The following is a 26,045-nucleotide window of genomic DNA, read 5'->3' as shown; positions in this document are numbered from 1 at the left end:
AACAACCATATCCCGGTTATTCTATCTTGCGTGCTTCCGTGGAGGGAGCAACAATCTGTGGTGCACCTGGTCGCTGTGATCAGTCTATCCTGCGGGTTCGAGACACCATAGTAACACGACCTACCTTCGCCAGCCGTAAGAAAATTATACAACACGCACCCCATTTTCATCATCTGATGGTGCTGCGTTAGCGGCATGGATGTCTATCCTGAAAATTTCTACTCGTGTACTTTATTCATACAGCGTTCACAAAGATGCACATACGATTCGACTTGTTCCTGGATTTCACAACCGCATTCACTGCATACCTTTTTTGAGGTATCCCCATAAGAATCCGAATACATTATTAATTCCCCCGCTTTAATTTTATTAACCTACGTTATATAATTAAGTTTAATTATCCATTAATTTAATGCATACGGATAACAGGAAGAATACGTTAGTACATTATGCTTTGGTGAACTGTTCCGTTTCTGTTGAACCTTTAAGCGCTACCGTTGAAGATGTGCCGCCACTAACCACTTGAGAAACTTCGTCGAAATAACCGGTACCGACTTCACGTTGATGTCTCGTGGCGGTGTATCCGTATTTTTCAGCGGCAAACTCAGCCTGCTGTAATTCTGAATAGGCGGCCATACCACGTTCTTTATAGCCAAGTGCCAAATCAAACATACTGTAATTCAGGGCGTGGAAACCTGCAAGTGTAACGAATTGGAACTTGTAGCCCATTTTGCCCAGTTCTTCCTGGAAAACGGCAATCGTTTTTTCATCCAGCTTTTTCTTCCAGTTGAAAGAAGGCGAGCAGTTGTATGCAAGCAATTTACCAGGAAACTTTTCATGGATGGCTTCGGCAAACCGTTTTGCCTCTTCGATATTCGGTTCAGAAGTTTCACACCAGATCATATCGGCATACGGCGCATACGCAAGCCCTCTGGCGATTGCCTGGTCAAGTCCTGCCTCCGTCTGATAAAAACCTTCCGGAGTGCGTTCGCCGGTAATAAACGGAGCATCATACGGATCGGCATCGCTCGTGATCAGGTTGGCTGCATTGGCGTCCGTTCTTGCAATTAATACAGTGGGAACCCCCATGACATCGGCAGCTAATCGTGCAGCAATGAGATTGCGTACAGCAGTTTGGGTTGGCAGCAGAACTTTACCTCCCAGGTGTCCGCATTTCTTCTCAGAAGATAATTGGTCTTCCAGATGAACTCCTCCCGCACCTGCTTCAATCATCGCTTTCATCATCTCGAATACGTTCAGCGGACCGCCAAACCCGGCTTCGGCGTCAGCAACGATGGGAGCAAACCAATACGTATCGTTTTTTCCCTCCGAATGGTCAATTTGATCCGCCCGCTGCAGCGCCTGGTTAATCCGTTTTACTACATGCGGTACGCTGTTAGCCGGATACAAGCTCTGGTCAGGGTACATGTTTCCGGAAAGATTGGCATCAGCTGCAACCTGCCAGCCGCTTAAGTAGATCGCTTTTAACCCGGCTTTGACTTGTTGAATCGCTTGATTACCTGTTAAAGCGCCCAGTGCATTTACATAGTCTTCATTATTTACGAGGTACCAGAGACGCTCGGCACCCATGCGTGCGAGTGTATGTTCGACTTGAATCGAGCCGCGGAGCCGAATGACATCCTCTGCTGAATAAGGCCTTGTAATACCGTCCCAACGCTGTTCATCTTTCCAGCTTTGCTCCAATTGCGACACATAATGATCAAAATGTTCTTTTTTCATCTCTTCCACCCTTTCAAAAATTATTTAATATATTTATAACCAGGGAGAGTTAAAAAGTCTTCAAACTCATCGTTGAGGATAAGATTGGATAACAGCTCACTGGCCAGTTGGTACTTACCAGATTGATAGCGGCTTTCTCCGACTATATTTTTGATTTTCTCCAGTTCTTCAGTTAACAGCTGCTCAAATAACTGCGTCGTAACCTTCCTTCCATCATCAAGGATGCCTTTGGGATGGCGAATCCACTGCCATATTTGCGCCCGGGAAATTTCCGCCGTAGCTGCGTCTTCCATGAGATTGAAAATCGGAACCGCTCCAAATCCACACAGCCAGGCCTCAATATATTGGATACCCACACTGATGTTTGTGCGGAGCCCTGTCTCTGTAATCACTCCTTCCGGTGCAGCAAGAAGTTCCTGAGCCGACACTTGCACATCCTCCCGTTTGTTGTCAATTTGATTCGGCTGCGGCATTAATACGTTAAATACTTCCATCGCAACCGGAACCAGCCCCGGATGAGCGACCCACGTTCCGTCATGACCATTTCTTGCTTCTCTGTCCTTATCCGCCCGAACCTTGTTAAACGCTTCTTCGTTTGCTGCCGGGTCATTTTTAATCGGTATCTGGGCCGCCATACCGCCGATGGCCGGAGCATTGCGCCGGTGGCATGTTTTAATCGTTAACTGTGTATAGGCGCTCATAAACGGCACTGTCATCGTTACGGTGGACCTGTCAGGCAAAATCACATCCGGTTGATTGCGAAACTTCTTGATGTAGCTGAATATATAATCCCAGCGGCCGCAGTTTAGACCTGCTGAATGTTCACGTAATTCATACAAAATTTCATCCATTTCAAATGTTGCCAAAATTGTTTCGATAAGAACCGTAGCTTTTATGGTTCCCTGGGGAATCCCTCGTTCCTGCTGTGCCAGAACAAAAACTTCATTCCACAACCGCGCTTCCAGATGGCTTTCCAGCTTCGGCAAATAAAAATAAGGACCTGTGCCGCTGCTAAGAAGAGCGTCCGCATTATGGTAGAAATAAAGTCCAAAATCAAATAAGCTGCCGGAAACAGGTTCTCCGTCGATAAGCACATGCTTTTCTTCCAAATGCCAACCACGCGGACGAACAATTAATGTAGCGGTATCCTCTTTGAGTGAATATTGCTTACCTTCCGGACTTACAAATTGAATGGTTCCCCGAATCGCATCCCTTAAGTTGATTTGACCTTCAATCGTGTTGCTCCAGGTCGGAGAATTAGCATCCTCAAAGTCGGCCATAAACATCTTTGCACCCGAATTCAAGGCATTGATGACCATTTTACGATCTCCCGCAGGTCCGGTGATCTCGACTCTTCTGTCTTGCAGATCCGGTGGAAGAGGAGCAATCGTCCAGGAACCGCTGCGGATATGTTCTGTCTCCGGTAAAAAATCCGGAAGTTTGCCCGCGTCTATTTCTTTTTGTCTCTCTTCCCTTTTCTGCAGAAGGGAAATACGTGTCTGATTGAATTTTCTCTGCAATAAAGCTACAAATCCAAGTGCTTCGGGCGTAAGAATTGCTGCATATGCTTCGGTTACAGGTTCCAGAAGCTCGACACCCGCTGGATAAGTTGTTGTACCCATGAATTAAAGCCTCCCTCCAAAACTTATATTTTTTCGGATCGTTATTATATAACAATATGTTTCTGTATAAATTATTATGATACAGCCAATGTGTTCCCTTAATGTTTTACCATTTTCAGCTGTATTATATAACAACGTATCCGGTTTTTTATATTGTAATATAACAATTCAAATTGAGCAATACGTTTTTAAAAAATTTTTCTCAAAAATTAGCAAATAGTTTAGCAAAAAAATAAAAACGCCTTTATTGACTAAATTCGTAGTCAATAAAAGCGTCTTGGCTTATATTTGGCTTATATAAAGATATTAGTTTCCTTCCACGAAGCGTTTGATGCGGGCGGCGCCTTCCTGCAGCTGTTCGAGGGATGTGGCATACGAAATGCGGACATGATGGGGGGCACCAAATCCTGATCCGGGTATAAGCGCCACATATTCTTTTTCCAATAATGCCTGCGCCCATTCGTCTACATTCGTAAACCCACCCTTTTGCATGGCTTCGCTCACATTGGCAAAAAGGTAAAAAGCTCCTTTCGGCATCGTACAGTACACACCTTCAATATCATTCATAAGTTCTGTAATAGCCCTGCGACGTTTGTCAAACTCCTCCTTCATTACCCGGAGAGGTTCCTGTGAACCTTTCAGCGCGGCTAAAGCGCCGTACTGGGCAAACGTTGTCGGATTCGAGGTGCTGTGGCTGGATAAATTGGTCATAGCTTTAATCAGCTGTTCATTGCCAGCCGCATATCCGATACGCCAACCCGTCATGGAATACGGTTTAGACATCCCATTGATCACAACTGTGTTTTCATACGCTGCCTGGCTGAGGCTTGCAATGCTTACATGCTCCAGTCCATCATAAATCAGCTTTTCATAAATCTCATCTGAAACGATTAAAATATGATGGCGGAGGCACACGTCAGCGATTGCTTTGAGCTCTTCTTTCCTGTAAATGCTTCCTGTCGGATTGCTTGGTGAGTTAAGAATAAATGCGCGTGTTTTCGGCGTAATGGCTGCTTCAATTTGCTCAGGCGTTACTTTAAATTCATTCTCTTCTTTACCTTCGATAAACACCGGCACACCTTCGGCTAGAACGACCATTTCCGGGTAGCTGACCCAGTAAGGTATTGGGATAATCACTTCATCGCCAGGGTTCAAAAGTGCCTGGAATAAGTTATAAAGTGCGTGTTTAGCGCCATTCGTAACAAGAATTTGTGAAGGTTGGTAGGACAAACCGTTATCGTCAGCAAGTTTTTCACAAATGGCTTTTTTTAACTCAATGATACCGGAAGCAGCTGTATATTTCGTTTGACCTTCTTCCATAGCCTTCACTGCGGCATCAATAATATGCTGGGGCGTATTGAAATCCGGTTCCCCTGCCCCAAGCCCAACAACATCAAATCCCTGGCTTTTTAATTCTTTGGCTTTAGCCGTGATTGCCAGTGTTTTTGAAGGGGTTACCTGTTCAACTCGCTGCGATAAATTCATGATTGAGCCTCCTGTATATAGGTAAATAAATATAATATGTTTTGTGCAAAATAAAATAAATTATATTCTCATTTTAACGTGAATCTTAAAAATTACAAGGGAAAACACGAAAAAGCCCGCACAATTTGGGATAATTGTACGGGCTTAGTAAGAAATTATGAATTTATCAAGTGAGATTCCAGGTCTTCCACATTGTTTTTCCGCGGCATTGCTTTTGCTTCTGCCATCATGGCACGGAATTCTTCACCGTTCAATACTTCCTCACGAATCAAATGGTCGAACGCGTGTTGAAAGACCGGGAAATAACTCCGCAGTATGGCTCGGGTTTCCTCAAGCAGTTCATTTAAGATGCGCTGGCGTTCTTCATGCAGCGCTTCACGTGAAACCATATCCATCTTTACGATGCCAAGCTGCGATAAGCCGCAATCAATAATCGTATTCACCAGATTCAGCGCCTGTTCGAAGTCATTGCGGGACCCCGTGCTGCGGCCGCCATACAGCATTTCTTCCGCGACGGCGCCGCCGAGCGCGATCATAATCTGGTGCTCAAGGTTTTCAACTGTATACAAATAACGATCCTGCTGCGGGCTTTGCCGGACATAACCCAAAGCCTGTCCGCGCGGACGCAGGGAGACTTGTGAAACAGAAAGCGGACGCACTACTTCAGAGACAATCGCATGGCCTAATTCGTGATTCGCTACCCGTTCCCGCTCCTCTGCTGTCGATTCGCGGTCCGTCTGTTCACCCATCATCACCTTGTCAATCGCATGCGAGAAGTGGCGCTGGGTAATTTCTTTGCTGTTTTCACGGAACGCATAAATAGCCGCTTCGTTCGTTACGCTTTCCAGCTGAGCTCCGGAAAAATTAAAGGTATCACGAGCGATCGCGTCAATATCCACGTCAGCAGCAAGCGGTTTGTTTTTTACATGGATTTCTAAAATCTGCTTGCGTGCTTTTTTATCCGGCAGGTCAACAACAATTTGCCGGTCGAATCGGCCCGGCCGGATTAGAGCGTCATCAAGCATATCCGCCCGGTTGGTTGCCGCCACCATGAGAACGCGGGGGGTTTCTGATGTAGAAATACCATCCATTTCTGTCAACAGCTGGTTAAGTGTCTGGTCGTATTCGCGGTGCTGGCTGCCTTCGCGTTTTCCGCCGAGCACATCAATCTCATCGATGAAAATAATGGCGCTGTCCTGATTATTCTTTTCGGCTTTCTGTTTCGCCTCTTTAAATAAATCTCGGATGCGCTGCGCACCTACGCCTACGTACATTTCGACAAACTGTGAGCCAGAAGCCGCCACAAACGCTGAATTCGTATAGTTCGCGGCCGCTTTCGCCATAAGCGTTTTTCCGGTTCCCGGAGGTCCCGTTAGCAAAAGGCCTTTCAGCGGACGAATTCCGTATTGCTTTAACGTATCTTTATGAATAAGGAAATCCAGCGCTTCCTTTACTTCTTTCTTGGCGCGTTCCTGACCGCCGATATCGTTAAAATTCGTCGTCGTCTTCGGAGTATCAATCGGCGTCTTCTTCTGTGCAACAGACATTCCACCCTGGCGCATAATAACAAACGTCAGAAAACTAAGAATGACTGCGGCTATAATAAACGGCGCCACATTCACCCCGATAAAAACCAAAAACGCAATGACAACCGGTATGGTGCCAATCATGATCTCTTTACCCATTGCGGCTCACCTCTTTATATCTGGGAAGAACGGTAAAGTAAGGGTTCTTACCGTCATTTAAATAAACATAAATGTTCTGGTCATCAATTTGTGAACTTGCAGCCGTAAGGCCATACGTCTTTTTCATCGAATTCAGCACAGCAGGAATTTTGGAGTACGTATGCAGATCCAGCGCTTCATCAATGGCAAACGCATTTTTATTCCATATCTGCTGGAGTCGATTGTCAGGGGAATTGAGTTGGATCGTTGCAGGTTTTCCGTTCGTTTTCTCAGCAACGAGCCGCTGGATGGCTTTATATTGGTCGGCGAATGTATCCGGGTTCGTAAAGGTTACTTTCACATCAACCGAATCGCGTCCTACTGAAATGGCGCCAAGTTTGACACCTTTCATCGCGGCAATCTCAGTGGCGATTGGTTTTTTTACGAATTGACTTTGAAAAACATACCACCCTCCGAAAAGAACGATACTGCTTATCAAAATGGATAAAAAGATGGGCATTGTACGTACCTTCATCTATTCTACCCCTTTCTACCTGAGTGATATAATTTTATATATCACGTAGTATATCATAAATAACTTATTTGTGGTGAATACTAATTTTTCTGTCACAAAAAAGACAACCTCTGTACAATTATGAGGTTGCCTGCTGTAATTGGTAGGATTTTATAAATTGGCCCGTGTACATATCAATATAATAATAATTAAATTTATTTTTTGAATCAACAAATAATGCTTCCCAAAACTTTTGCTGGCCATCTTCGCCAGGGATGACATGAATGATTTCCGCCCGCGGATTTTTATTGACAATCGCCTGGATGACACTCTTTTTTGATACCAGCCTGTTCATATCCTCAACGGCATCCACCTGGTTCCCTTTAAACCAGGCAACTAATGGCTCCCCTTTTTTTGTAATTCCCTGAACCACTATATATGGTACCTTGCCGTTATACTGATCTACGGAAAGCACTTCGTTGATATCGGTTTTTTCATGGGCCAGTGTCTTGCCTGTTTCGAGTAGCGTTCTCTGCTGCCCATTCAGGTGCAGGTATAACCCAAGGCTTACACACAGGATCACAAGTAGCAAGCCCGCTGCACCGAGTAACCAATTCTTCACGTTTACTTTCTCCTTTGTTCTTTCGTGTCTGCAATAGATGGGGAGCGGTGTAAAATCTGGGCAACATACTGACTCCACGGCGGGAGATACTATAGGTAAGCAAGGAGGTGAGCGAACGTGCAAACCATTTTTGCACACCACCTGCCGGAGGATTTGCCGGTGGAAATTTCCGGATTGATCGACGAGCATAATCCTTCGTGGTTATACCTCTCATCACCGTTCCGCACAACACCGGATCTTCCCTTTGCAGCCTTTCGCCAACCGAATATTTCCTCATGGATCAGTATGGAAGATATCTGATGATCTTTTCAAGCTGTACGACCATTACTCCCTACCTATCCTTCTTTTTCCCCTGCCTGTGGGCAGGGGTTTTTTCTTTATGAATTCGTTTATTTTTGCAGGGTGGAAAACATGCGGTTCGCTTCCGCAACAATCTTCTTTTCGTCCATCGTTACACACTGTCCATTTTCAACCAGCTTCTTGCCCTGGACATACACATCTTTGACATCGCGACCGCTTGCCGAATAAACAACATGGGAAATGGGGTCGTGCGCCGGTTGAAAATAGACGCTGTGCGACTCTAGCACAATAAAATCCGCCTGTTTCCCAACTTCAAGCGACCCCGTTTTATCATCTATCCAAAGCGCTTTCGCCCCATAAATCGTTGCCATGCGGATCGCTTCCGTTGCCGGAACCAAAACGGGATTATGCCGAACTCCTTTATGAAGTAAAGCCGCCATTCTCATTTCTTCAAACAAATCCAAATTGTTGTTGCTTGCCGAGCTGTCGGTGCCAAGGGAAACACAAATGCCCCTCTCCAGCATTTCAGGAACGCGTGCAACGCCGCTGCCAAGCTTCAGATTGCTAATTGGATTGTGTGACACTTTCACATCATATTTCGCCAACGTATCGAGCTCTTCATCCGTTAAATGAACCGCATGGGCGACCAAGGTCGGACGATTAAATACACCAAGTTTTTCAAGGTGGGCAACCGGGCGCGAACCGTAATCGGACACATTCTGCTGAATTTCCCATTCGGTCTCGGACATATGAATGTGAATCGGTAAATCAAGTTCTCTCGCTTTTGCGACGATTCGCTCAATAAAATCAGGCGGGCACGTATACGCGCCATGTGGAGACATCATTGTTTTTATGCGCCCATCGGCCGTATTATTCCACTTGGCGGCAAATGCGCTTGCTTCTTCAAGCTTTTGCGTCTGCACATCCGGAGGGCACAATCCGATTACACCGCGGCAGAGAACGGCGCGCATGCCGGAAGCAGCAGCCAGCCCGGCGACCATATCCATGTGGTCATACATATCCACGAAGGTCGTTGTGCCTGTTTTTAGCATTTCCACGATTGACAACGAGGTTCCCCAGCGCACATGTTCTTCCGTAAACCGGGCTTCCAGCGGCCACATTTTTGTTTCCAGCCATTCCTGTAACGGCAAATCATCCGCATAACCCCGGAGAAGCGACATGGCTGTATGCCCGTGCGTATTCACCAGTCCAGGCATAACGATCCGGCCATCTGCATCGATCACTTCATCATATGTATCCACCTGCTCAGGAGTCGGGCCCACATAAGTCAGGGTTCCATTCTCGAACCCAACGGCTCCGTTATATATCACTTCATTTGTTGAATTTACTGTAAGAACCGTAGCGTTCATGATTAGTGTTTTCATTTGAAACTCCTCTCCATTCATCATCCACATTATTTTACCTTTTGTGTAAAAAGGCTTCAATCAAGAATTTTTAAAATGGCGTCCAGTGGCTGACGGTTCGACTCGTTTGTAAGCGGTGCAAATAGGTCTCCGTATGTTTTCACACGATCCGGAATCGTCCCAATGGTGAAATCTTCCGGCCGGCATCCTTTTTCAATTTCCTGCCATGTCACGGGCGCCGAAACGGTTGGAAGCGCCCTGGCTCTAACGGAATAGGGCGGGGGCAACGTTTTTCCCGGAGCATGCTGCACGTAGTCAATATATAATTTGTCCCCTCTTTTTCCTTTAAATCGCTCGACTGTCAGCAAAGACGGATACGTTTCTACGAGAAATTCGGCGATAAACTTACCGACTCGCCGGGTCTGTTCATATGTATAGGTAAATGTGATCGGCACGTACACCTGAAGACCGGTCGCACCCGACGTTTTGACAAACGAAATCAGTCCGATTTTCTCCAGCGCCTCACGGACATATAAGGCCGCTTCTCTAACATGATCAAATCCCTCTGTGGACGGGTCAAGGTCAAAAACGAGTTCCGTCGGCATATTTTCCGCACCCACCCGGTTAAACGCTACATGGAGTTCGAGCGCTGCCTGATTGCCAAGCCAGAGAAGCGTTTCTTTATCGTTGCATACAATGTATTCGTTTTGATGCCATGAATAGGTTTTAATCCATTCCGGTGTGTAGGCGGGGGCATTCTTTTGATAAAAGGACTTGCCTTCAACACCGTCTGGAAAGCGAATGACGGTGAGCAGCCTTTCCCTGGTATAGGGCAGGATATAATCGGCCATAGCAAATAGATACGTGAGATATTCCATTTTTGTTGTTCCGGTTTTCGGCCATAAAATTTTATCCGGATTTGTAACAGAGATGTTTTTCACGTTACCACTCCATTTCCGACAGTGAGGGACATGAGAGGTTGAGAATGAATCCGGGCAGCCCGCCATCGCTGAGAAGCTGCCCGGTCTTATTCTCGTGTACCTGCTTATCGTTTACCCACTTGCGCTCGCCTTTACTTTTTTACGTTTCGCCGGCGCTCGTTTAGCCGTGGCTTTTTTGGTTTTCGATTCTTCAATGCTTGCCTGCAGCGCCTCCATCAGGTCAACGACGCGGGCGCGCGGTGCCTCCGCAACGTGCCGGACCTCTTTGCCGTCGATTTTCTGCTGGATAAGATCCTGCAGCTGCTTTCTGTATTCATCTTCATACGCGGCCGGATTAAACGGCCCCGAAAGTTGTTCGATGAGCTGTTCAGCCATCGTCAACTCCTTCTCATTAACCTCTGTCGATGCCGCATCAGGCAGCCCGGGAACTTGCTTGACCTCGCGCACTTCATCAGGATAATACAGCGTTTCCATCACAAGGGCGTTTTCGTATACCCGGACACAGGCAAGGTTCTGCTTGGAACGAATGGTAATTTTGGCAATCGCAATTTTCCCTGTTTTCTGCATCGCGGACTGGAGCAATACATACGCTTTATCCCCGGTTTCGTTTGGAGAGAGAAAATAGGTCTTGTTAAAATAAATCGGATCAATTTCTTTGATGTCCACGAAATCCATGATTTCAATCGCTTTTCGTGTATGAGGCGTAATCGCTTTTAACTCGTCTTCCTCGACAATGACATAATGGCCGGGCTCGTATTCGTATCCTTTAACGATATCGGATACGGGAACTTCGCCCTCACACTGTTCGCACGTTTTTACATATTTAATCGGGGCATGCAGCGTTTTGTGCAGCATGCGAAAATGAATGTCTTTTTCTTCCGTTGCTGCAAACATCTTCACCGGAATGTTGACCAGGCCGAATGATATGCTCCCTTTCCACATCGTATGCATAGAGTGCACCCCCTCTGTATAGTGTGGGGTAATGCGCAGCTTCCTAATCGGATGACATGAAAAAAAACGTCTGGCAATTGCCGGCGCTTAAGGCAGAAGAACCACCCGATGAATCGTTGCAGATTGTTGCAAATTTTGCAGATAGTTACAAACAGTTACAGATAGTATGCCAGACTATATAATTCCATAGTCACATCAGCATAATGGACGCGTACTCCATCGGCCACGCGCAAATTGATCGGGGCAAAGTTCAAGATCGCGGAAATTCCGACTCGTACCAGCGCGTCCGCAACCGCCTGGGCCGCTTCGGCGGGAACCGCGATAATGCCGACCCGTATATTCTTTTCTTCCACAACTTTCTCTAACCTTTCCAGAGGTTGAATTTCAATGCCAGCCGTTTGTTTGCCCACTTTGGCGGGGTCTGTGTCAAGTATAGCCACGATGCGCATATTATCCTTAAGGTACGCATTGTAGTTGCTAATTGCGTAACCGAGGTGTCCGGCACCGATCAGAACGACGTTAATTTGCTGGTCAAGCTTTAAAATATTTTTAATTTTCGCAATCAGATAATCCACTTCATAGCCAATCCCTTTGCGGCCGAATTCGCCAAAGCACGCTAAATCCTTTCGAATCTGGGCAGGGTTTAAATCGAGCCCGTCGCCAAGCTGCTGGGATGAGACCGTTCGGACGTTCATATTCATCAAACGATTTAGGTACCGTAAATATAAAGGCAGTCTGCGAACAACCGCTTCAGAAATTTTTAATGTCTTCATAATAAGTTCACTCCTTACATACTCCCCTTTGTTAACCGCTCCGTATAAATTTGATAGTCATGCCCATTGGTAAGAACATGAACCGTCCCTTTACTGCAAACTTGATAAACATCGCTCCAATCCTCGGCAAGCCGTCGTACCACATCTTTTCGTGAAAGGCCGTCCGAGCCGGTAAATATGATAGAAGTCTGGGGGTCGACCTTCTTTAGAAAAAACGGGTCGGTTGCGGCATTGCAGCCTTCGTCGCTTACCTTCAGGATTTGGGAACGCAGATTATACCCTAACAATCTTCGTTCTGCTTCTGCGTGGATCCCGCTTGTAAAAAGCATCTTCATTTTATTATACGTCAATTGCAGGACAAGTGAATTGTCTTCCGGTGAAAGAAGGAGCGGGTCGGTTGGCAGAAGAACTTGAATTTTTGCCCCCTCAGGCAAAACAAGTACATCCCCTTTTTTTACTCGCCTGACCGGCATATCCAATGCCCCTATCCGCCGGAGAATTGAGGGGGCAAGCGAGGCAGGCACGATCAGCTTTTTAACATGAAGTTCGTGAATGATTTCACCAGCACCGCCGGCATAATCCTCCAGATTGTTGGTGAGCACCAGCAAGTCTACCTGTAGAATATGTTGTTTTCGAAGCAACTCAACCACTGACCGCCCGCTCATATTCGTGCCTGTGTCAATGAGCACATTATAAGACGGAAAATGCAGCAAGGTTGCTTCTCCATCTGGAATGCCGAGGAATTGAGCATCAAGGGCTGCGGGTGTGTATAGCTTTTCTTTGTATGTATTGCGGTCAAACATCGAACTTCCCACATTCATCGCTGCTGAACAACCGAGACCGGTAAAAAGCAGGAGCAGAATACTCAGGGGGAAGACGGGCCATTTTCTTCGTGTCATTGTCATTTCTCCTTCCCACACACTCTTTTATAAGAATATGTGGAAAGGAAGAATAATTATTCAATCCATTGCTTAATCACAGGCAGAAGTTCTCCTGTGGGTTGACAGAGAACAGTTGTCTCCGGCAGGGAGGTTAAAAACAGGCGTCCATACCGGGCATCAATTAAACGGCGGTCATACACCAGAACCACCCCACGATCTTCTTTCGTTCGCACGAGACGGCCGAACCCCTGTTTAAAACGAATAACTGCCTGCGGTACGGAAAGCTGCATAAACGGATTTTTGTTTTGTTCCTTTAACATTTGGTTGCGCGCTTCGACAAGCGGGTGATTCGGCGGAACAAAAGGAAGTCGGACAATCGCCAGCACAGAAAGGTCCCTGCCCGGGATGTCCACACCCTCCCAGAAACTGCTCGTTCCAAGCAGAATACATTCATCAAGCGAGCGGAATTGCTTCGTCAGTTTGCTGCGGCTGCTGCTGTCAATCCCGTGGCCGAGCACGGTAATCCCGTATTCCTTCAGGAGATCTTTTAACGGTTCATACACGGAACGCAGCATGGAATAAGAGGTAAACAGAACGAGCATCCTGCCTTTTGTTGCGATCCCCACCCGGGCGAGTGATTCGATCAAAGCGGTTGTAAACTCGGCTTCGGATGCATCCTTAATGTTCGGTATTTCATTCGGAATGCATAAGAGCGTTTGGTTTTTGTAATCAAACGGCGACGGGAGAACCGATGTTCCAATTCCTTTGCTGGCGTGCAAATCAGATAATCCCAGGGCATCGAGCGCGTACGTAAACGATGAATTCACACTCATCGTTGCGGATGTAAGGACCACGCTTGTTTTCTTTTCGAAAAACAACTCACGCACAAGCGCGGACACGTCGATTGGTACCCGGTTTAAATAAATTCCTTTGCGGGTGCTGCTGCGTATATCGAGTTCCACCCAGTATACATACTGATTATCGTCGCTCAACATCATTTCATGCAAGAGTTGGGCATAAGACAGCGCATCTTTCATCATGCCGTTCAAATCGGTCGTAAGTCCCCGCAGTTCCACCGGCATGTCATCATCCCCGTGGAGCTTGGAATAAATCGTTTCCAGGCTGCGCCCGACCGTTAACAAGAAGTCGACGCTATTCTTTACCGCGGACAGAACGGCTCGTCCCCACCGGTTCTGTAAATCTTCCTGGCTGTACCTGAGGACCGTCCGTCCGATTTCATCCGCTTCTTTGGCCCGTTGGTGCGACCACTGGTATAGCAGATGATACATCTCCCGCACTGATTCCTTGCATTCTTTCACCTGCTGGTATGTCAATTCTACCTGATGCTTGATTTGATCATACCGCGATACTTTCCATGCCCGCACCGCTTCTTCCATCTCTTCCAGCAGACCCACTCCCCGGTCCGGACGAAGACGGAACAGCATTCCCTCCAGTTGATACGACGATAGTTTGTCGCCAAGATGGCGGCTCGCCACATCATCAAAGTGGTGAGCCTCGTCGATGATCGCATACTGAAACGACGGAATAATGCGGTGTTCTGCTCCGACATCGGTGAAGAGCAGCGAATGATTCGTTACAATGACCTCCGCTTGCTGCGCTTTCCGGCGCGCCTGGTGATAATAGCAACGGGAAAACCATGGACAATGCCTGTTCAGACAAGAGTTGGCATCGCTTTGAACTTGCTTCCAGTACGGTTGGCCGCCCGACGGCAGGTTGATTTCTTCTACGTCGCCTGTCTCCGTTTCTGTCAACCAGACCAGCATTTGTGATTTGGCAAGCTGAACATCATAATTATCCTGCTCTTCACTAAGGCTGTGGTGATATTTGCGAAGACACAAATAATTGTTGCGGCCTTTGAGGATGGATACACGGGGTAAATCATTGTGAAAAAGAGCCTGGAGTATAGGCAAATCCCGTGTATACATCTGTTCCTGAAGCTGAATCGTGTGGGTCGAAATCACCACCGTTTCCTGTTCTTGTTTGGCCCAGAAAACAGCCGGGATTAAATACGCGAGTGATTTGCCTGTCCCGGTTCCCGCTTCCACCATCAAATGCCGTCCGCTGGCAAACGAATCATACACTTGCTTCATCATTGTAACCTGGGCGGGCCGAAGCTCGAAACCGGGCATATGAAGCTGCAGTCCCCCATTTTCCCCGAACAGATTATCGACGAATTCATCAAATGGAATCGTCTCTTTCGGAGAAAAACCGATCTTTTCCGGTTCCGTTCTTATTTTTAATGCGACCTGATTGACAACCTCAAGCCCTTCACCGGGTTCAAACAGCCCCTCATGAATTTTGCGCTGTTCAATCGCCGTTAGCAGAGGCCCGATATCAGATTGAAACGAGCGGCTTATACTTTGGAGATGCTGGACCGTAACAAGGGGGAGCCGGTTAAGCTTTTCCAACAGCTGCATTAGCAGCACGGCGGTAGCTTCCGCATCCGAATCCGCTTGGTGCGGGCGGTCATGATCGATATCAAGCCCCATGGAAAGATCGGTTAAGCGGTACCCTTCCTGGCTGGGCAACAGCAGGCGGGATAATTCTACCGTGTCGAGAAGCGGACCGGTAAAAGCATTGTACCCCGCATCCAGCAAAGCATTCTGTAAAAAAGACAAATCAAAAAAAACATTATGAGCGACAAACGAGGCACCGTCGAGCAGGCGTAATAAATCAGGGAGCACATCTTCGATTCCCGGTGCGCCTTCCACCATCGTGTTCGTGATGCCGGTTAGCTTTTCTATAAAAGGAGGGATATCCACTCCGGGATTCACAAAGGTTGCCAGACGGTCGACGATTTCTCCATTTTCAACGCGCACGGCGCCTATCTGGATGATTTTGTCCCCGTCCTTTGCTTTATTGCCTGTTGTTTCAAAGTCAACTACTACAAATGTATTCAATCACTTCACCTCAGAAAGCTCTTCCATCTATTCTGAATCACCGGGGCGTGAAGTGCAAGATAAAAATGCCGATTTCTACAGAATCGGCGGGGTCATTTCCCATTTATCATACGCTTTCAGGCGGTTCCCTTTCATATAGTGAAGCAGCCCGGTATACAAAGCCCCTTCACGAATCAATGACTCGCTTAATGAAAAATGGTGCATCGCTCCGTCTTTGTCTTCCTGCACCATGCAAATTTTCCCCAATTGGAAATGACCGAGCGCCCGTGTGTTCGGTCGGGCATCATACAGCATCCGCCGGGTCAGCGTTTCGGCTTCTGTAAGCCCTTCACCTATCTCCGGGTTTTGTAAAAGAGCCTCAATCATGCCGGCTACCGCAAGTACGGCTTCATGCGTTCCTTTTTTTTGGAGGTCGATGAGACTGAAAATTTGATAGGCTTTTTCTGTTTCACCCAGCCCGAGCATTGCCCAGCCATACGAACAGGCGTATTCCGCATTATGCGGCTCAAGCGCCAGTGCCCGCTTAAGATAAGGAACGGCGTCTGCTTCTTTTTTTTGCTGCCACAAAGACCAGCCGATGCCGTGCCAGACCCATGCCTCTTTCCGCAAATCCGGAAGCAACCGCCTGTAGCAAAATGCAGCTTCCTTAAACAAGTACAACTGCTCATATCCGTGCGCGATGACCTGCCAATCGCGGGGTGTCCCTTCCTGCTGCGACGCAATTCGGCGGGCCCGCCGTAAGCATTCTTTCGCTTCCTTCTTGCGGCCGCTCTTCAGGAACGCACTGAACAGCAGGAACTGGATTTCCAAATCCGCATCGGCATCGCGAATGGAGCACACAGCCTGAACGCATGCATTATACTCCCCGGCGTGATAAAGCGTCAGCATTCTGTTAAACGCCGCATCCTGAAACTCCGGGTATTGTTCCAATGCGCGGTCAAACCATTTGAGCCCAAGGTCTGTGCGGCTTTCAAGTACAGAAATGCAGCCGAGCGCATTTAGCGAAGCCGCCTTAATCAGCGGATGATTCGACGTTTTAACGAGCAATTGAAATTGTTTGTAGGCAACTTCCAGATGATTGGACATTAAAAATCCGAAGGCGAGGTATAAGCGAGCGATGGTAAGATCTGGTTCATGCTCGATGACCGCGCTGAACGATTTGACGGCTTCGTCATACATGGATAGGGCAAAATATCCTTGTCCTTTGCGAAAATTCATCGCGACAGGGAGAGGGATCGCTGCCTCGCTTTCCGATGCGAACCCACCGTCTGCATCGATGACAGATGGTGAAACCTCCGCCTGATTTATCGCAGATAAACCTGCGCCATGGCCATGGGACGAACCCTTTGAACTTCCGGCCGACGATTCCCATTCCCGTTCCATCATCCGCTGCAGGTCGATAAGCTTTTCTTCAAATGCCAGCCATTCTTCGACGAAACAATCACTGAGTGCACGCAGCTCCATAATTTCATTGTAATATTTTTGTTTTTCTTTTTGTTTATTTCCGGCAAGCTTCGTTTGGATCTGAAGCAATCGTTCGTTCAATGCAGCAAAAAAGTGTGAAAGCAAAAGAAAGCCCCCTTTCTTGGTCCATACATTCAGTGTGTCTCAAGAAGGGGGGCCTTATCAATCCGCTATGTTTCCATATCGATTACAGCACGGTGGCATGGATTTCTTGCCCGATTAACTGCTCAATATGATTGTTTTTATCCATGATGGCAATCGTCGGCTGGTACCCTCTGGCTTCTTCCTCGGTCATCATTGCATACGAAATAATAATGACCGTGTCTCCCGGCTGGACAAGGCGCGCGGCTGCCCCGTTCAGGCAAATCACTCCGCTGCCCCGTTCCCCCTCAATCACATACGTTTCCAGGCGGGCACCGTTGTTATTATTCACAATCTGAACCTTCTCATTTGGCAAAATATCCACCGCATCAATGATATCGCGGTCAATTGTTATACTGCCCACATAGTTCAAGTTCGCTTCTGTCACCGTGGCCCGGTGAATTTTGGCTTTCATCATGGTGCGAAACATGTGCGTTTCCTCCTCTTACAGACAGCTTTATATTGTCAATTAAACGGGTATTTTCAAAGTATACGGCGAGTGCGACCAGAGCTTCCCCATCGATCGTTTCGATTTCCGCCAGGGACGGGTACTCGCGAATTTCAACATAATCAATGCGCGCTTCCGGACTCTTGCTGATGGCTGACACGGCTGCTTCTTTTAATGCGGCGGTACGGCGTTCACCATTATCAAACGCCTGCTTAACCGTGTTGAGAGAACGGAATAAGACAAGCGCCTGCCTGCGCTGTTCTTCGTTTAGGTACACGTTGCGGGAACTTAACGCGAGCCCGTCCGCTTCACGGACAATTTCGCAGGGAACAATCGTTACAGGCATGTTAAGATCCGACACCATTTGTTGAATAACAGCCACCTGCTGAGCATCCTTCATACCGAAAAATGCATAGTCAGGCTGCACGATGTTAAACAGTTTGGACACAACCGTCGCCACCCCGTCAAAATGGCCCGGGCGAGAGGCACCGCACAGTGAATCGGTAATGTCTTTGACGGTTACCAGTGTTTTGCTTGCTGTTGGATACATTTCTTCAACCGAAGGCGTAAACAGAAAATCAACCCCGTTTGCTTCAGCCAGGGCCGTATCACGTGCTAAATCACGCGGATACTTCTCGAGATCTTCCGTTGGGCCAAACTGCAGCGGATTGACGAAAATGCTCATGACCACAACATCACACATTTTTTTCGCCCGCTCAACCAGGCTTAAGTGTCCTTCGTGCAGGTATCCCATAGTTGGGACAAAACCGATTATTTTTCCACGGCTCGGCTTAAGATCTGAGCGAAGTTCATGAATCGTGGTTACACATTTCATTGTTTTACCCCATCTCCGTATAGTTGTTCAATAAGTTCTTCTTTGATCGTAAACGTATGATCTTCCTTAGGAAACTCACCCGTCCGCACTTCCAGTGCATAACCGGCAATTGCTTCCTTTATTGTTTCACCGATGGCCGCATATTTTTTTACAAACTTTGGTACGCGGTCATTTCCATAAGTTAAAATATCATGGTAAACCAGAACCTGCCCGTCACAGCCAGCTCCTGCCCCGATTCCGATGGTCGGAATCGTCAATTTTTCAGAAATAAGGCGGGCAAGCTGCCGTGGCACACATTCCATGACAATCATAAAAGCCCCCGCCGCTTCCAGAACCAGCGCATCGTCCAGCAATTTTCGAGCTGCTTCCGGCGTCTTTCCCTGGACTTTATAGCCGCCAAACTGGTGAACCGATTGCGGAGTAAGTCCGATGTGGGCGACCACAGGAATACCCGCCTGTGTGCAGCGGCGAATAAGCGGAACAAGCTCTTCTCCGCCTTCCATTTTTACCGCTTTTGCTCCCCCTTCCTGCATAAGGCGACCCGCGTTATGCAGACCTTCCTCGATCGTTGCGTGATAGGTTAAAAAAGGGAGATCCGCAACAACAAACGCTCTCGCCGTACCGCGCGTTACCGCCTTTGTGTGGTGAACCATATCTTCCATTGTCACAGGAATCGTTGATTCGTAGCCTAACACAACCATTCCAAGCGAATCCCCGACAAGAATCATGTCGACACCCGCTTCGTCCGCAAGTTTTGCAGAAGGATAATCGTAGGCGGTGAGCATGACAATCGGTTGCTTGTTCTTTTTCATTTCTTTCAGGCTGGCCGTTGTAATCGGGTTCGTCACTAAAAAATCCTCCTTTACCTGCTTGCAGCCGCATCCTAAGGTAGCGAAGGAATAGAAAAACGCCTTCACCGAAAGGAGAAGGCGCTCTATAAAAGCGTGCATACGCAGTGTATCCAGCTAGCTTCCTTCTGTCTCGGTCCTCACATGGCAGGCTCAGAGCAGATGTGATTATGGGTTTGGTTAAGAAAAGAAAAGGTGCCGTTCGAATTGATACAGCCCTCTCGCGGTGTGTCAACTTTTGCGCACATACACCGGCAATTTTCTTTATTATATCAGAAAAGAATTTTTTAAGCATGTATTTCTACATCGGCGGAATATACTTTATTCAGGCTGCCATTATCCCGCCTCACAAGCAAAACGCCGGTTTCGTCGATCCCTTCCGCATAGCCTGTCAGGGAACCGTGCAGGGTGCGAATAGTCACCCGTTTGCCGATCGTTACCGCGTATAATTCCCACCTTTTTTTTATCGGTGCAAATCCTTCATCAATGTAGAGCAAATAAAGTTCTTCCAGGCGCTTTAAAATTCCTTGGATGATTTCAGCCCGGCGAAACTGCCTTTTTTTTTCGATGGCCAGCGATGTGGCAATTTCCAGAATCTCCGGCGGAAAATCCTCTTCTAAAGTATTCACATTAATCCCCATACCAATGATAAGCCAATTGATACGTTCGGCCTCCGCATTCAATTCTGTGAGAATTCCACAAACCTTTTTCCCATTCACGAGGATGTCGTTCGGCCACTTAATTGACGCTTCCACTCCACAAATGTCCCGCATTGTCTCCACGATAGCAACGGCTGCGAGTAAGGTAATCTGCGGGCATTCCTGCAGTTCCAGCGTAGGGCGAAGCAATAAACTCATGGAAATGTTTTTCCCTGCAGGAGAGTACCATACCCTGCCAAGACGGCCTTTGCCGCCGATCTGCTGGTCCGCCACAACCAGCGTTCCTTCCGGTGCCCCCTGTTTGGCAAGGTCCTGGCATTTATTCTGCGTGGAATCGACCACCGCAAAATGGTGGACTGCACAGCCGAATGTCTTTGTTGTCAGACCAAGTTTAATTTCTTCGGCCGACGTTACATCAGGGGTGGCGAGTAATCGATATCCTGAACGGCGCACAGCTTCGAAAACATACCCCTCTTCGCGCAGTTCTTCGATATGCTTCCAGATCGCCGTGCGGGAAACACCAAGCCGTTTGCTGATTTCTTCCCCTGAGATAAAATTGTCCCCTGCTTCCTTTAAAAGCTGGAGCATTCCTTCACGTATATTCATTCACCATCATCCTCGCCCGGGCCAACAGCGCGTCCGCTGTATTGGCCACGCAGTCTGTATTCACGTCCAGCGCAAGCTGCAGCAAGACGCGACTGATCCACATGCCGGGTGAACGGCCAGTGGCCCGCTGCAGGTCGGCGCCGCTCACAGCCAGGCTGCTAATATTTTTAACAGCCATCGTTTCATACCTCTGCCGGAAAAACGGCTCAAGGCCGCAGGGAGAAGATCTTCCCCCTGCCCCGATAAGACGATCGTACACGCTGGCGGCTGCTACAACCTCTTCGTATGCGTGGGTAAGCAAAATGCACAGCGCTTTTTCTTCCGGCACCGTCATAGAAGCTGCCGGTGATTTTGTGCTTTGTGAGACCGGTTCCGTGTTTTCCGCAAAATTCATGACAAGGTGTATCAATTGCTTACACTTTTTAATCAATTTATTTTCACAGCGGAGAGCCCGCATAATGTTTGTGCTTTCATTGCCTGTGCCGGACAGCAAAAGCAGAACCGCCCACCTGACGTGCAGGTCGGACCACTCCCGCAGTGTAACCGTTCGCTTCCCTTCTGAAGGGTCGATCCATTCCGTTGTATGAAGAAGACGGGACAGCCCGGGGATATGCGCAGCAAGTCCGGTTCCAGCCAGTAAAATGATCGTGCTTTCGGGTTCCGTCCCCATGATAAGCTTGTGCCATTCTGCGCGGATGCGTTCGACGGCAATGTGGCTGATCAGGCTGGCATTGTCTGCAATGGCCGCCATTGTCGCAGCTTCGATTTCAAACGAAAGCTGACTGGCGAACCGGAGCGCGCGAAACATGCGCAGGGCATCTTCAGCAAAGCGCTCGTTCGCCTCTCCGACAGCGCGAATTTGCCTGCGTCGAAGGTCGCATTTCCCATTATACGGGTCGACCAGTTTTCCCCGCACATCCATTGCCATCGCATTTATCGTAAAATCCCGGCGCGCTAAATCTTCTTCAATCGAAGTGACAAATTTTACTTGATCCGGCCTTCTGTAGTCTGCATAGCCGGTTTCCGTGCGGTACGTGGTCACTTCAATCGGAATCCCATCCATCAGAACGGTAACCGTGCCGTGCGCGAGACCGGTCGGCACCACCCGTTCAAACAGCTTCATTACTTCTTCCGGTGCGGCCGAGGTAGCTACATCAAGGTCGTTCACAGGGCGGTTTAAAAAAAAATCGCGCACATACCCCCCGACAAAATAGGCGGTATAGCCGGCATGCTCTAACGTTTCGAGCAGACGCGTGCCGGCCCGTATGACATTCCCTTTCAATTTTGCAGCCCCCCGTTTAACAAATACATGAAAAATCAACCTCATTTTCACATATAATAGAATTAAGCGCAGACGAACTCCTCAGATCTGCGGACAAATGAAGGAGGATCCTTATGAACCGTTTTTTTATTGGCATGGTCGTTCTCATATCCAAAGTCGTGCAAAGCGTTAAGCTCAGCCGACGCAAATAAGCTCATCCGTTACGAACGCCTACTAACAGCACGATATGACTAACGGGAACACGGCTCCGTTTCTGTCTGCAAAACCCGCTTATATATTGCCTCATACTGTTCGGTAATCGACGTATGCGAAAATTCACCATACGCCCGTTCGATACACGCGCGGGAAAACCGCTCATATATTGCTTCATCTTCAACCAGTTGAATCGCCCGTTCTGCCATCGTTTCCAGATCACCTATCGCGCACGTAAACCCTGTTTCTCCGTTCTGCACAACTTCAGGCAGTCCACCCGCATCGCTTGCGATCACCGGCTTGCCGCAAGCCATTGCTTCCAGTGCCACAAGCCCGAAGCTTTCCTGGCCTGAAGGCAGTAGCAGGATATCCGCCATGGATAATACGCAGGCCACGCTGTCCTGTTTTCCAAGGAAAAAGACGTCCCTGGCCACGCCAAGTTCATACACGAGTTCCCGCACGACAGGCAATTCGGGGCCTTCACCAATCAGAAGCAATTTAGCCGGAACTTTCTGGCGCACTTTATGAAAAATTTTCACCACGTCAGGTACCCGCTTCACCTGGCGAAAATTCGAAATATGGATAAACACCTTTTCACCATTGGGCGCATATTCTTCCCGAATGTCGCACATATCCCGCGGATAATACTCACGTTTATCAATAAAATTGTACACAAGATCAATCGGACGTTTAACCTGCAGCATCTGTTTTGTGTCTTCGATTAGATTGCGGGAGACAGCGGTAACCGCGTCGCTGTGTTCAATGCCAAAGCGAATGATATCTTTAAGCGTGCGGTCGTTGGCCAATACGGTTATATCCGTCCCGTGCAGCGTAGTGACCACTTTAAGCCGGTCGCCAACCATTTGTTTGGCGAGGTAGGCGGAAATGGCATGCGGCACCGCATAATGTACATGGAGCAAGTCCAGTTGTTCTGTTTTGGCCACCTGTGCCATACGGCTTGCCAGCGTTAAATCATAAGGGGGATATTGAAACACGGAATAGCTGTTTACATCCACCTCGTGAAAATAAATGTTGCGGTAATATTGTCCCAGCCGGAAGGGCATACCGGAGGTAATAAAGTGCACGGTATGCCCTTTTTCCGCCAACAATTTCCCAAGTTCCGTCGCAACAACGCCTGAACCGCCGACGGATGGATAACAGGTGATCCCAATTCTCATATGGTAGATTCCTTTCCTGGCAAAGTATGTAATAACAGGGGCGTATAGCTAACGAAACCTTCCGCATACGCCACGCCTGAAGCCTGTCCGAACAAATATTCCCGCGCACGAACCCGCTCTATGTATCCTTCTGTCAAAGGTGTGGTCACCGAACCGCTTTCTTTTTCAAACTGGGAGCGGTACGCCGACAGAGCGGCGAGTTTCGCCTCGATATCGTTACTGATATCCACCATAAACTGCGGCTCCACATGGTCATTTATAAAATAACATAACAGGCGGCTGACGCTATGGGGCGGCAGCGGCTCCCTGTCGCCGCTTACTTCATATTTGCGGATTTTAGCGTTAAAAACCGCTTCCCTCACGAGTGAATGGCACATTTCATGGTCCGGGTGGCGGTCCTTCCAATAAGGCATAAGCACGATATCCGGACGCAGTTCACGTATTGTGCGGACAATCGGACGTATGTGCTCATCCATAAGGCGTAAGCCCCTGTCCGGGAGATGAAGATTGCGCCGCAAACAAATACCGAGCACACGGTCCGCTTCTTTTGCCTCCTGCTGGCGGCGTTCCACCGTGCCATTCGATGATTTCTCGGCAAGGGTCAAGTCGCATATCGCCACTTTTTCTCCTTTGGCGGACAGCCGGTGCAGCACCCCTCCCGCTCCGATTTCTACATCATCAGGATGGGCGCCAAACGCGAGAACATCAATCTTCGGCTCGTTGTCTAGTATCATGTACTACGTTCTCTCCTTTATATTTATTCACAATTTCGCGCCAGCTAAAACTTCCATGCTGCAGTGCGTGAATCAGCATTTCCGCAGTGGCAATATTCGTGGCTAGCGGGATGCTGTGAACATCGCACAATCGCAAAAGAGCCGTTACATCCGGTTCATGCGGCTGGGCAGTCAGCGGATCTCGGAGAAAAATAACCAGATCCATCTCATCCTGGGCAATAAGGGCTCCAATTTGTTGGTCCCCGCCAAGTGGGCCGGAAAGAACCCGCTTAACAGGAAGCCCCGTCGCTTCTCTGATGCGTTGCCCGGTTGTACCGGTGGCATATACGGTGTGATGCGCCAGCGTATCCTGGTAGGCGATGGAAAAGTTAACCATTTCGTTCTTTTTATTATCATGAGCAATCAATGCAATATTCATCTTGCACTCCCCCTTATTCCATTATATTTTCAAGTCCGTAAATCAGTCCGGTATGATTCATCACTTTTTTTATCGCAAGATTGACGCCCGGCATAAATGATTCCCGATTGATAGAATCATGGCGAATGGTCAGCGTTTGCCCGACCGCACCGAAAATCACTTCCTGATGTGCCACGAGGCCGGGCAGGCGGACGCTGTGTATCCGGAACCCATTGTAATAGCCGCCGCGTGCGCCTTCAATTACCTCTTTTTCTTCCGGATGCCCCTGCCTCATTTCCATTCGGGCTGTTTGGATCAGTTCCGCCGTTTTAATCGCCGTTCCAGAGGGCGCATCCAGTTTTTGATCGTGGTGTTGTTCAATAATTTCCACGTGGGGCATATATTTAGCCGCTTCCTGGGCAAATTTCATCATGAGAACTGCCCCGATTGCGAAATTCGGGGCAATAATCGCACCCACACGGTTCGTCTGGCAGAGGTGTTCCAATTCGGCGATATCTTCCGGGGAAAGACCCGTTGTACCCACCACCGGGCGAACTTCTTTTTTAATCGCAGCAATCATATTTTGCTTGACCACAAGCGGTGTAGTGAAATCGACGAGCACATCCGGCTTATAGTGATCCAAAGCCTGTCTAATGTCTGGAACCAACACCGCATCCGCCGGGCCGATTCCTAGCACGGTTCCCACATCCTCCCCGTTATACTTCGGGTCAATTCCGCAGACGAGCTGTAACGTCTCATCCCGCAAAATCATTTTTACTGCCTCAGAGCCCATCCTGCCTCTTGGTCCGGCTACAGCTACGCGAATGACATTCATGTTATATCCCTCTTCTTTCGGTTATGTCTGATATATTGTAATAATGCGTTCAACTTGTGTTTGGTTGAATTATGTACGATTGTGGCCGGATTACTCCGTGTCAATTCTCGTCCAGCGATCTTTATCACGCGTATTGAACTTATCCATCATCGCATAAAAAGCTTCTTCCAGGTTAACGCCGAGTGAATTAGCAAAGCAAATCAGAATAAACATGCAGTCAGCCAGCTCCATATCAATTGGCTTTTCTGCTTCATCCTTTTTCTTGGGCTTCTCGCCATAATAGTGGTTAATCTCCCGGGCCAGCTCACCGACCTCCTCACTCAGGCGGGCCATCATTGCCAGTGGAGAAAAATATCCTTCTTTAAATTGTCCAATATATCTGTCTACAATCTGCTGCATCTCCTGCACAGTTAAAGGTGTATGTTCACTCACTTTTATTTTCCTCCTCTGCGGGTCAGCTTTCCTCTATGTTACATCAGAATGTAGAACGTTGACAATTGATTCACAATCATGTTAAATAAACAAACTTGATTAATTTTCATTTTTGCAGACACAGGATGAAACGATAAAACCATAAAAAAGACCGGAAAAAGGGAAACTGTCATGGGAAAACCCATGACAGTTGAAGGTTCTGCATTAGGCAGTAAG

At 48.0% G+C, this 26,045-nt stretch carries 25 protein-coding genes; 1 reads left to right on the top strand and 24 read right to left on the bottom strand.

The features are described from left to right. Positions 1 to 218 precede the first annotated feature (218 nt). From yhfH to H525_RS0119300, 7 genes are all read right to left on the bottom strand, one after another. Positions 219 to 344 carry a protein YhfH gene (yhfH, locus tag H525_RS26725; protein WP_081413515.1) on the bottom strand — a complete coding sequence of 42 codons (126 nt, stop codon included), beginning with the start codon at positions 342 to 344 and terminating at the stop codon, positions 219 to 221. A gap of 103 nt (positions 345 to 447) precedes the next feature. After that, positions 448 to 1,740, bottom strand: coding sequence for an isocitrate lyase (aceA, locus tag H525_RS0119325; protein WP_027417536.1), 1,293 nt, complete (start codon positions 1,738 to 1,740; stop codon positions 448 to 450). Positions 1,741 to 1,760: 20 nt separating this feature from the next. Continuing rightward, entirely contained in the window at positions 1,761 to 3,362 is a 1,602-nt protein-coding gene (gene aceB, locus H525_RS0119320; RefSeq protein ID WP_027417535.1) for a malate synthase A, read from the bottom strand. A 306-nt stretch (positions 3,363 to 3,668) separates the two neighbouring features. Then, positions 3,669 to 4,847: a pyridoxal phosphate-dependent aminotransferase gene (locus H525_RS0119315; protein WP_027417534.1), complete on the bottom strand. Its 1,179-nt coding sequence runs from the start codon at positions 4,845 to 4,847 to the stop codon at positions 3,669 to 3,671. A gap of 155 nt (positions 4,848 to 5,002) precedes the next feature. Continuing rightward, complete coding sequence (locus H525_RS0119310; RefSeq protein WP_027417533.1) at positions 5,003 to 6,532, bottom strand: AAA family ATPase; 1,530 nt, start codon at positions 6,530 to 6,532, stop codon at positions 5,003 to 5,005. Beyond that, positions 6,525 to 7,046 (bottom strand): hypothetical protein, encoded by a 522-nt coding sequence (locus H525_RS0119305; RefSeq protein ID WP_027417532.1) that lies wholly within the window; start codon positions 7,044 to 7,046, stop codon positions 6,525 to 6,527. Before H525_RS0119305 ends, H525_RS0119310 begins: the two co-directional genes overlap by 8 nt. 118 nt (positions 7,047 to 7,164) lie before the next feature. Then, positions 7,165 to 7,647, bottom strand: a complete 483-nt coding sequence (locus tag H525_RS0119300; RefSeq protein ID WP_027417531.1) for a cell wall elongation regulator TseB-like domain-containing protein — start codon at positions 7,645 to 7,647, stop codon at positions 7,165 to 7,167. Between the two features lie 117 nt (positions 7,648 to 7,764). On the opposite strand from H525_RS0119300, the gene H525_RS0119295 reads away from it, so the two are divergent. Next, entirely contained in the window at positions 7,765 to 7,947 is a 183-nt protein-coding gene (locus H525_RS0119295; RefSeq protein ID WP_027417530.1) for a hypothetical protein, read from the top strand. An 89-nt stretch (positions 7,948 to 8,036) separates the two neighbouring features. On the opposite strand, the gene H525_RS0119290 is transcribed toward H525_RS0119295, so the two are convergent. The 17 genes from H525_RS0119290 to H525_RS0119210 form a co-directional block, all read right to left on the bottom strand. Then, complete coding sequence (locus H525_RS0119290; protein WP_027417529.1) at positions 8,037 to 9,332, bottom strand: amidohydrolase family protein; 1,296 nt, start codon at positions 9,330 to 9,332, stop codon at positions 8,037 to 8,039. 56 nt (positions 9,333 to 9,388) lie between these two features. After that, complete coding sequence (gene ligD / locus H525_RS0119285) at positions 9,389 to 10,252, bottom strand: non-homologous end-joining DNA ligase (protein WP_027417528.1); 864 nt, start codon at positions 10,250 to 10,252, stop codon at positions 9,389 to 9,391. Between the two features lie 111 nt (positions 10,253 to 10,363). Then, positions 10,364 to 11,203, bottom strand: coding sequence for a non-homologous end joining protein Ku (gene ku / locus H525_RS0119280; protein WP_027417527.1), 840 nt, complete (start codon positions 11,201 to 11,203; stop codon positions 10,364 to 10,366). Between the two features lie 155 nt (positions 11,204 to 11,358). Further along, positions 11,359 to 11,979 carry a redox-sensing transcriptional repressor Rex gene (locus H525_RS0119275; protein ID WP_035102037.1) on the bottom strand — a complete coding sequence of 207 codons (621 nt, stop codon included), beginning with the start codon at positions 11,977 to 11,979 and terminating at the stop codon, positions 11,359 to 11,361. Positions 11,980 to 11,990: 11 nt separating this feature from the next. Further along, positions 11,991 to 12,875 (bottom strand): ComEC/Rec2 family competence protein, encoded by an 885-nt coding sequence (locus H525_RS0119270; RefSeq protein WP_027417525.1) that lies wholly within the window; start codon positions 12,873 to 12,875, stop codon positions 11,991 to 11,993. 56 nt (positions 12,876 to 12,931) lie between these two features. Further along, positions 12,932 to 15,778, bottom strand: a complete 2,847-nt coding sequence (gene dinG / locus H525_RS24865; protein WP_035102035.1) for an ATP-dependent DNA helicase DinG — start codon at positions 15,776 to 15,778, stop codon at positions 12,932 to 12,934. Positions 15,779 to 15,853: 75 nt separating this feature from the next. Continuing rightward, positions 15,854 to 17,347, bottom strand: a complete 1,494-nt coding sequence (locus H525_RS0119260) for a tetratricopeptide repeat protein (RefSeq protein WP_027417524.1) — start codon at positions 17,345 to 17,347, stop codon at positions 15,854 to 15,856. A gap of 82 nt (positions 17,348 to 17,429) precedes the next feature. Then, positions 17,430 to 17,813 (bottom strand): aspartate 1-decarboxylase, encoded by a 384-nt coding sequence (gene panD / locus H525_RS0119255; protein WP_027417523.1) that lies wholly within the window; start codon positions 17,811 to 17,813, stop codon positions 17,430 to 17,432. After that, on the bottom strand, positions 17,728 to 18,666 hold the full coding sequence (gene panC / locus H525_RS24860) for a pantoate--beta-alanine ligase (protein ID WP_081413513.1): 939 nt from the start codon (positions 18,664 to 18,666) through the stop codon (positions 17,728 to 17,730). The genes panD and panC overlap by 86 nt, the downstream gene beginning before the upstream one ends. After that, positions 18,663 to 19,616, bottom strand: a complete 954-nt coding sequence (panB, locus tag H525_RS0119245) for a 3-methyl-2-oxobutanoate hydroxymethyltransferase (RefSeq protein ID WP_081413512.1) — start codon at positions 19,614 to 19,616, stop codon at positions 18,663 to 18,665. Before panB ends, panC begins: the two co-directional genes overlap by 4 nt. A 185-nt stretch (positions 19,617 to 19,801) precedes the next feature. Continuing rightward, positions 19,802 to 20,779: a biotin--[acetyl-CoA-carboxylase] ligase gene (locus H525_RS0119240; RefSeq protein WP_027417521.1), complete on the bottom strand. Its 978-nt coding sequence runs from the start codon at positions 20,777 to 20,779 to the stop codon at positions 19,802 to 19,804. Next, entirely contained in the window at positions 20,766 to 22,061 is a 1,296-nt protein-coding gene (locus tag H525_RS0119235; RefSeq protein ID WP_027417520.1) for a CCA tRNA nucleotidyltransferase, read from the bottom strand. The genes H525_RS0119240 and H525_RS0119235 overlap by 14 nt, the downstream gene beginning before the upstream one ends. A 230-nt stretch (positions 22,062 to 22,291) precedes the next feature. Beyond that, the gene (gene bshA / locus H525_RS0119230) at positions 22,292 to 23,431 is read right to left on the bottom strand and encodes an N-acetyl-alpha-D-glucosaminyl L-malate synthase BshA (protein WP_027417519.1); all 1,140 of its coding nucleotides are present in this window, start codon (positions 23,429 to 23,431) and stop codon (positions 22,292 to 22,294) included. Beyond that, positions 23,428 to 24,165 (bottom strand): bacillithiol biosynthesis deacetylase BshB1, encoded by a 738-nt coding sequence (gene bshB1, locus H525_RS0119225; RefSeq protein WP_035102034.1) that lies wholly within the window; start codon positions 24,163 to 24,165, stop codon positions 23,428 to 23,430. Before bshB1 ends, bshA begins: the two co-directional genes overlap by 4 nt. After that, on the bottom strand, positions 24,137 to 24,583 hold the full coding sequence (locus H525_RS24855) for a methylglyoxal synthase (RefSeq protein ID WP_035102032.1): 447 nt from the start codon (positions 24,581 to 24,583) through the stop codon (positions 24,137 to 24,139). The genes bshB1 and H525_RS24855 overlap by 29 nt, the downstream gene beginning before the upstream one ends. A gap of 13 nt (positions 24,584 to 24,596) precedes the next feature. Next, positions 24,597 to 25,397 carry a 4-hydroxy-tetrahydrodipicolinate reductase gene (gene dapB, locus H525_RS0119215; RefSeq protein ID WP_027417517.1) on the bottom strand — a complete coding sequence of 267 codons (801 nt, stop codon included), beginning with the start codon at positions 25,395 to 25,397 and terminating at the stop codon, positions 24,597 to 24,599. 90 nt (positions 25,398 to 25,487) lie between these two features. Beyond that, entirely contained in the window at positions 25,488 to 25,796 is a 309-nt protein-coding gene (locus tag H525_RS0119210; RefSeq protein ID WP_035102049.1) for a nucleotide pyrophosphohydrolase, read from the bottom strand. Positions 25,797 to 26,045: the final 249 nt, after the last annotated feature.

The sequence above is a fragment of the Aneurinibacillus terranovensis DSM 18919 genome, assembly GCF_000430625.1.
Taxonomy (GTDB): domain Bacteria; phylum Bacillota; class Bacilli; order Aneurinibacillales; family Aneurinibacillaceae; genus Aneurinibacillus_B; species Aneurinibacillus_B terranovensis.
The sequence above is the reverse complement of the archived record's forward strand: the minus strand, read 5'-3'. Positions and strand labels throughout refer to the sequence as shown.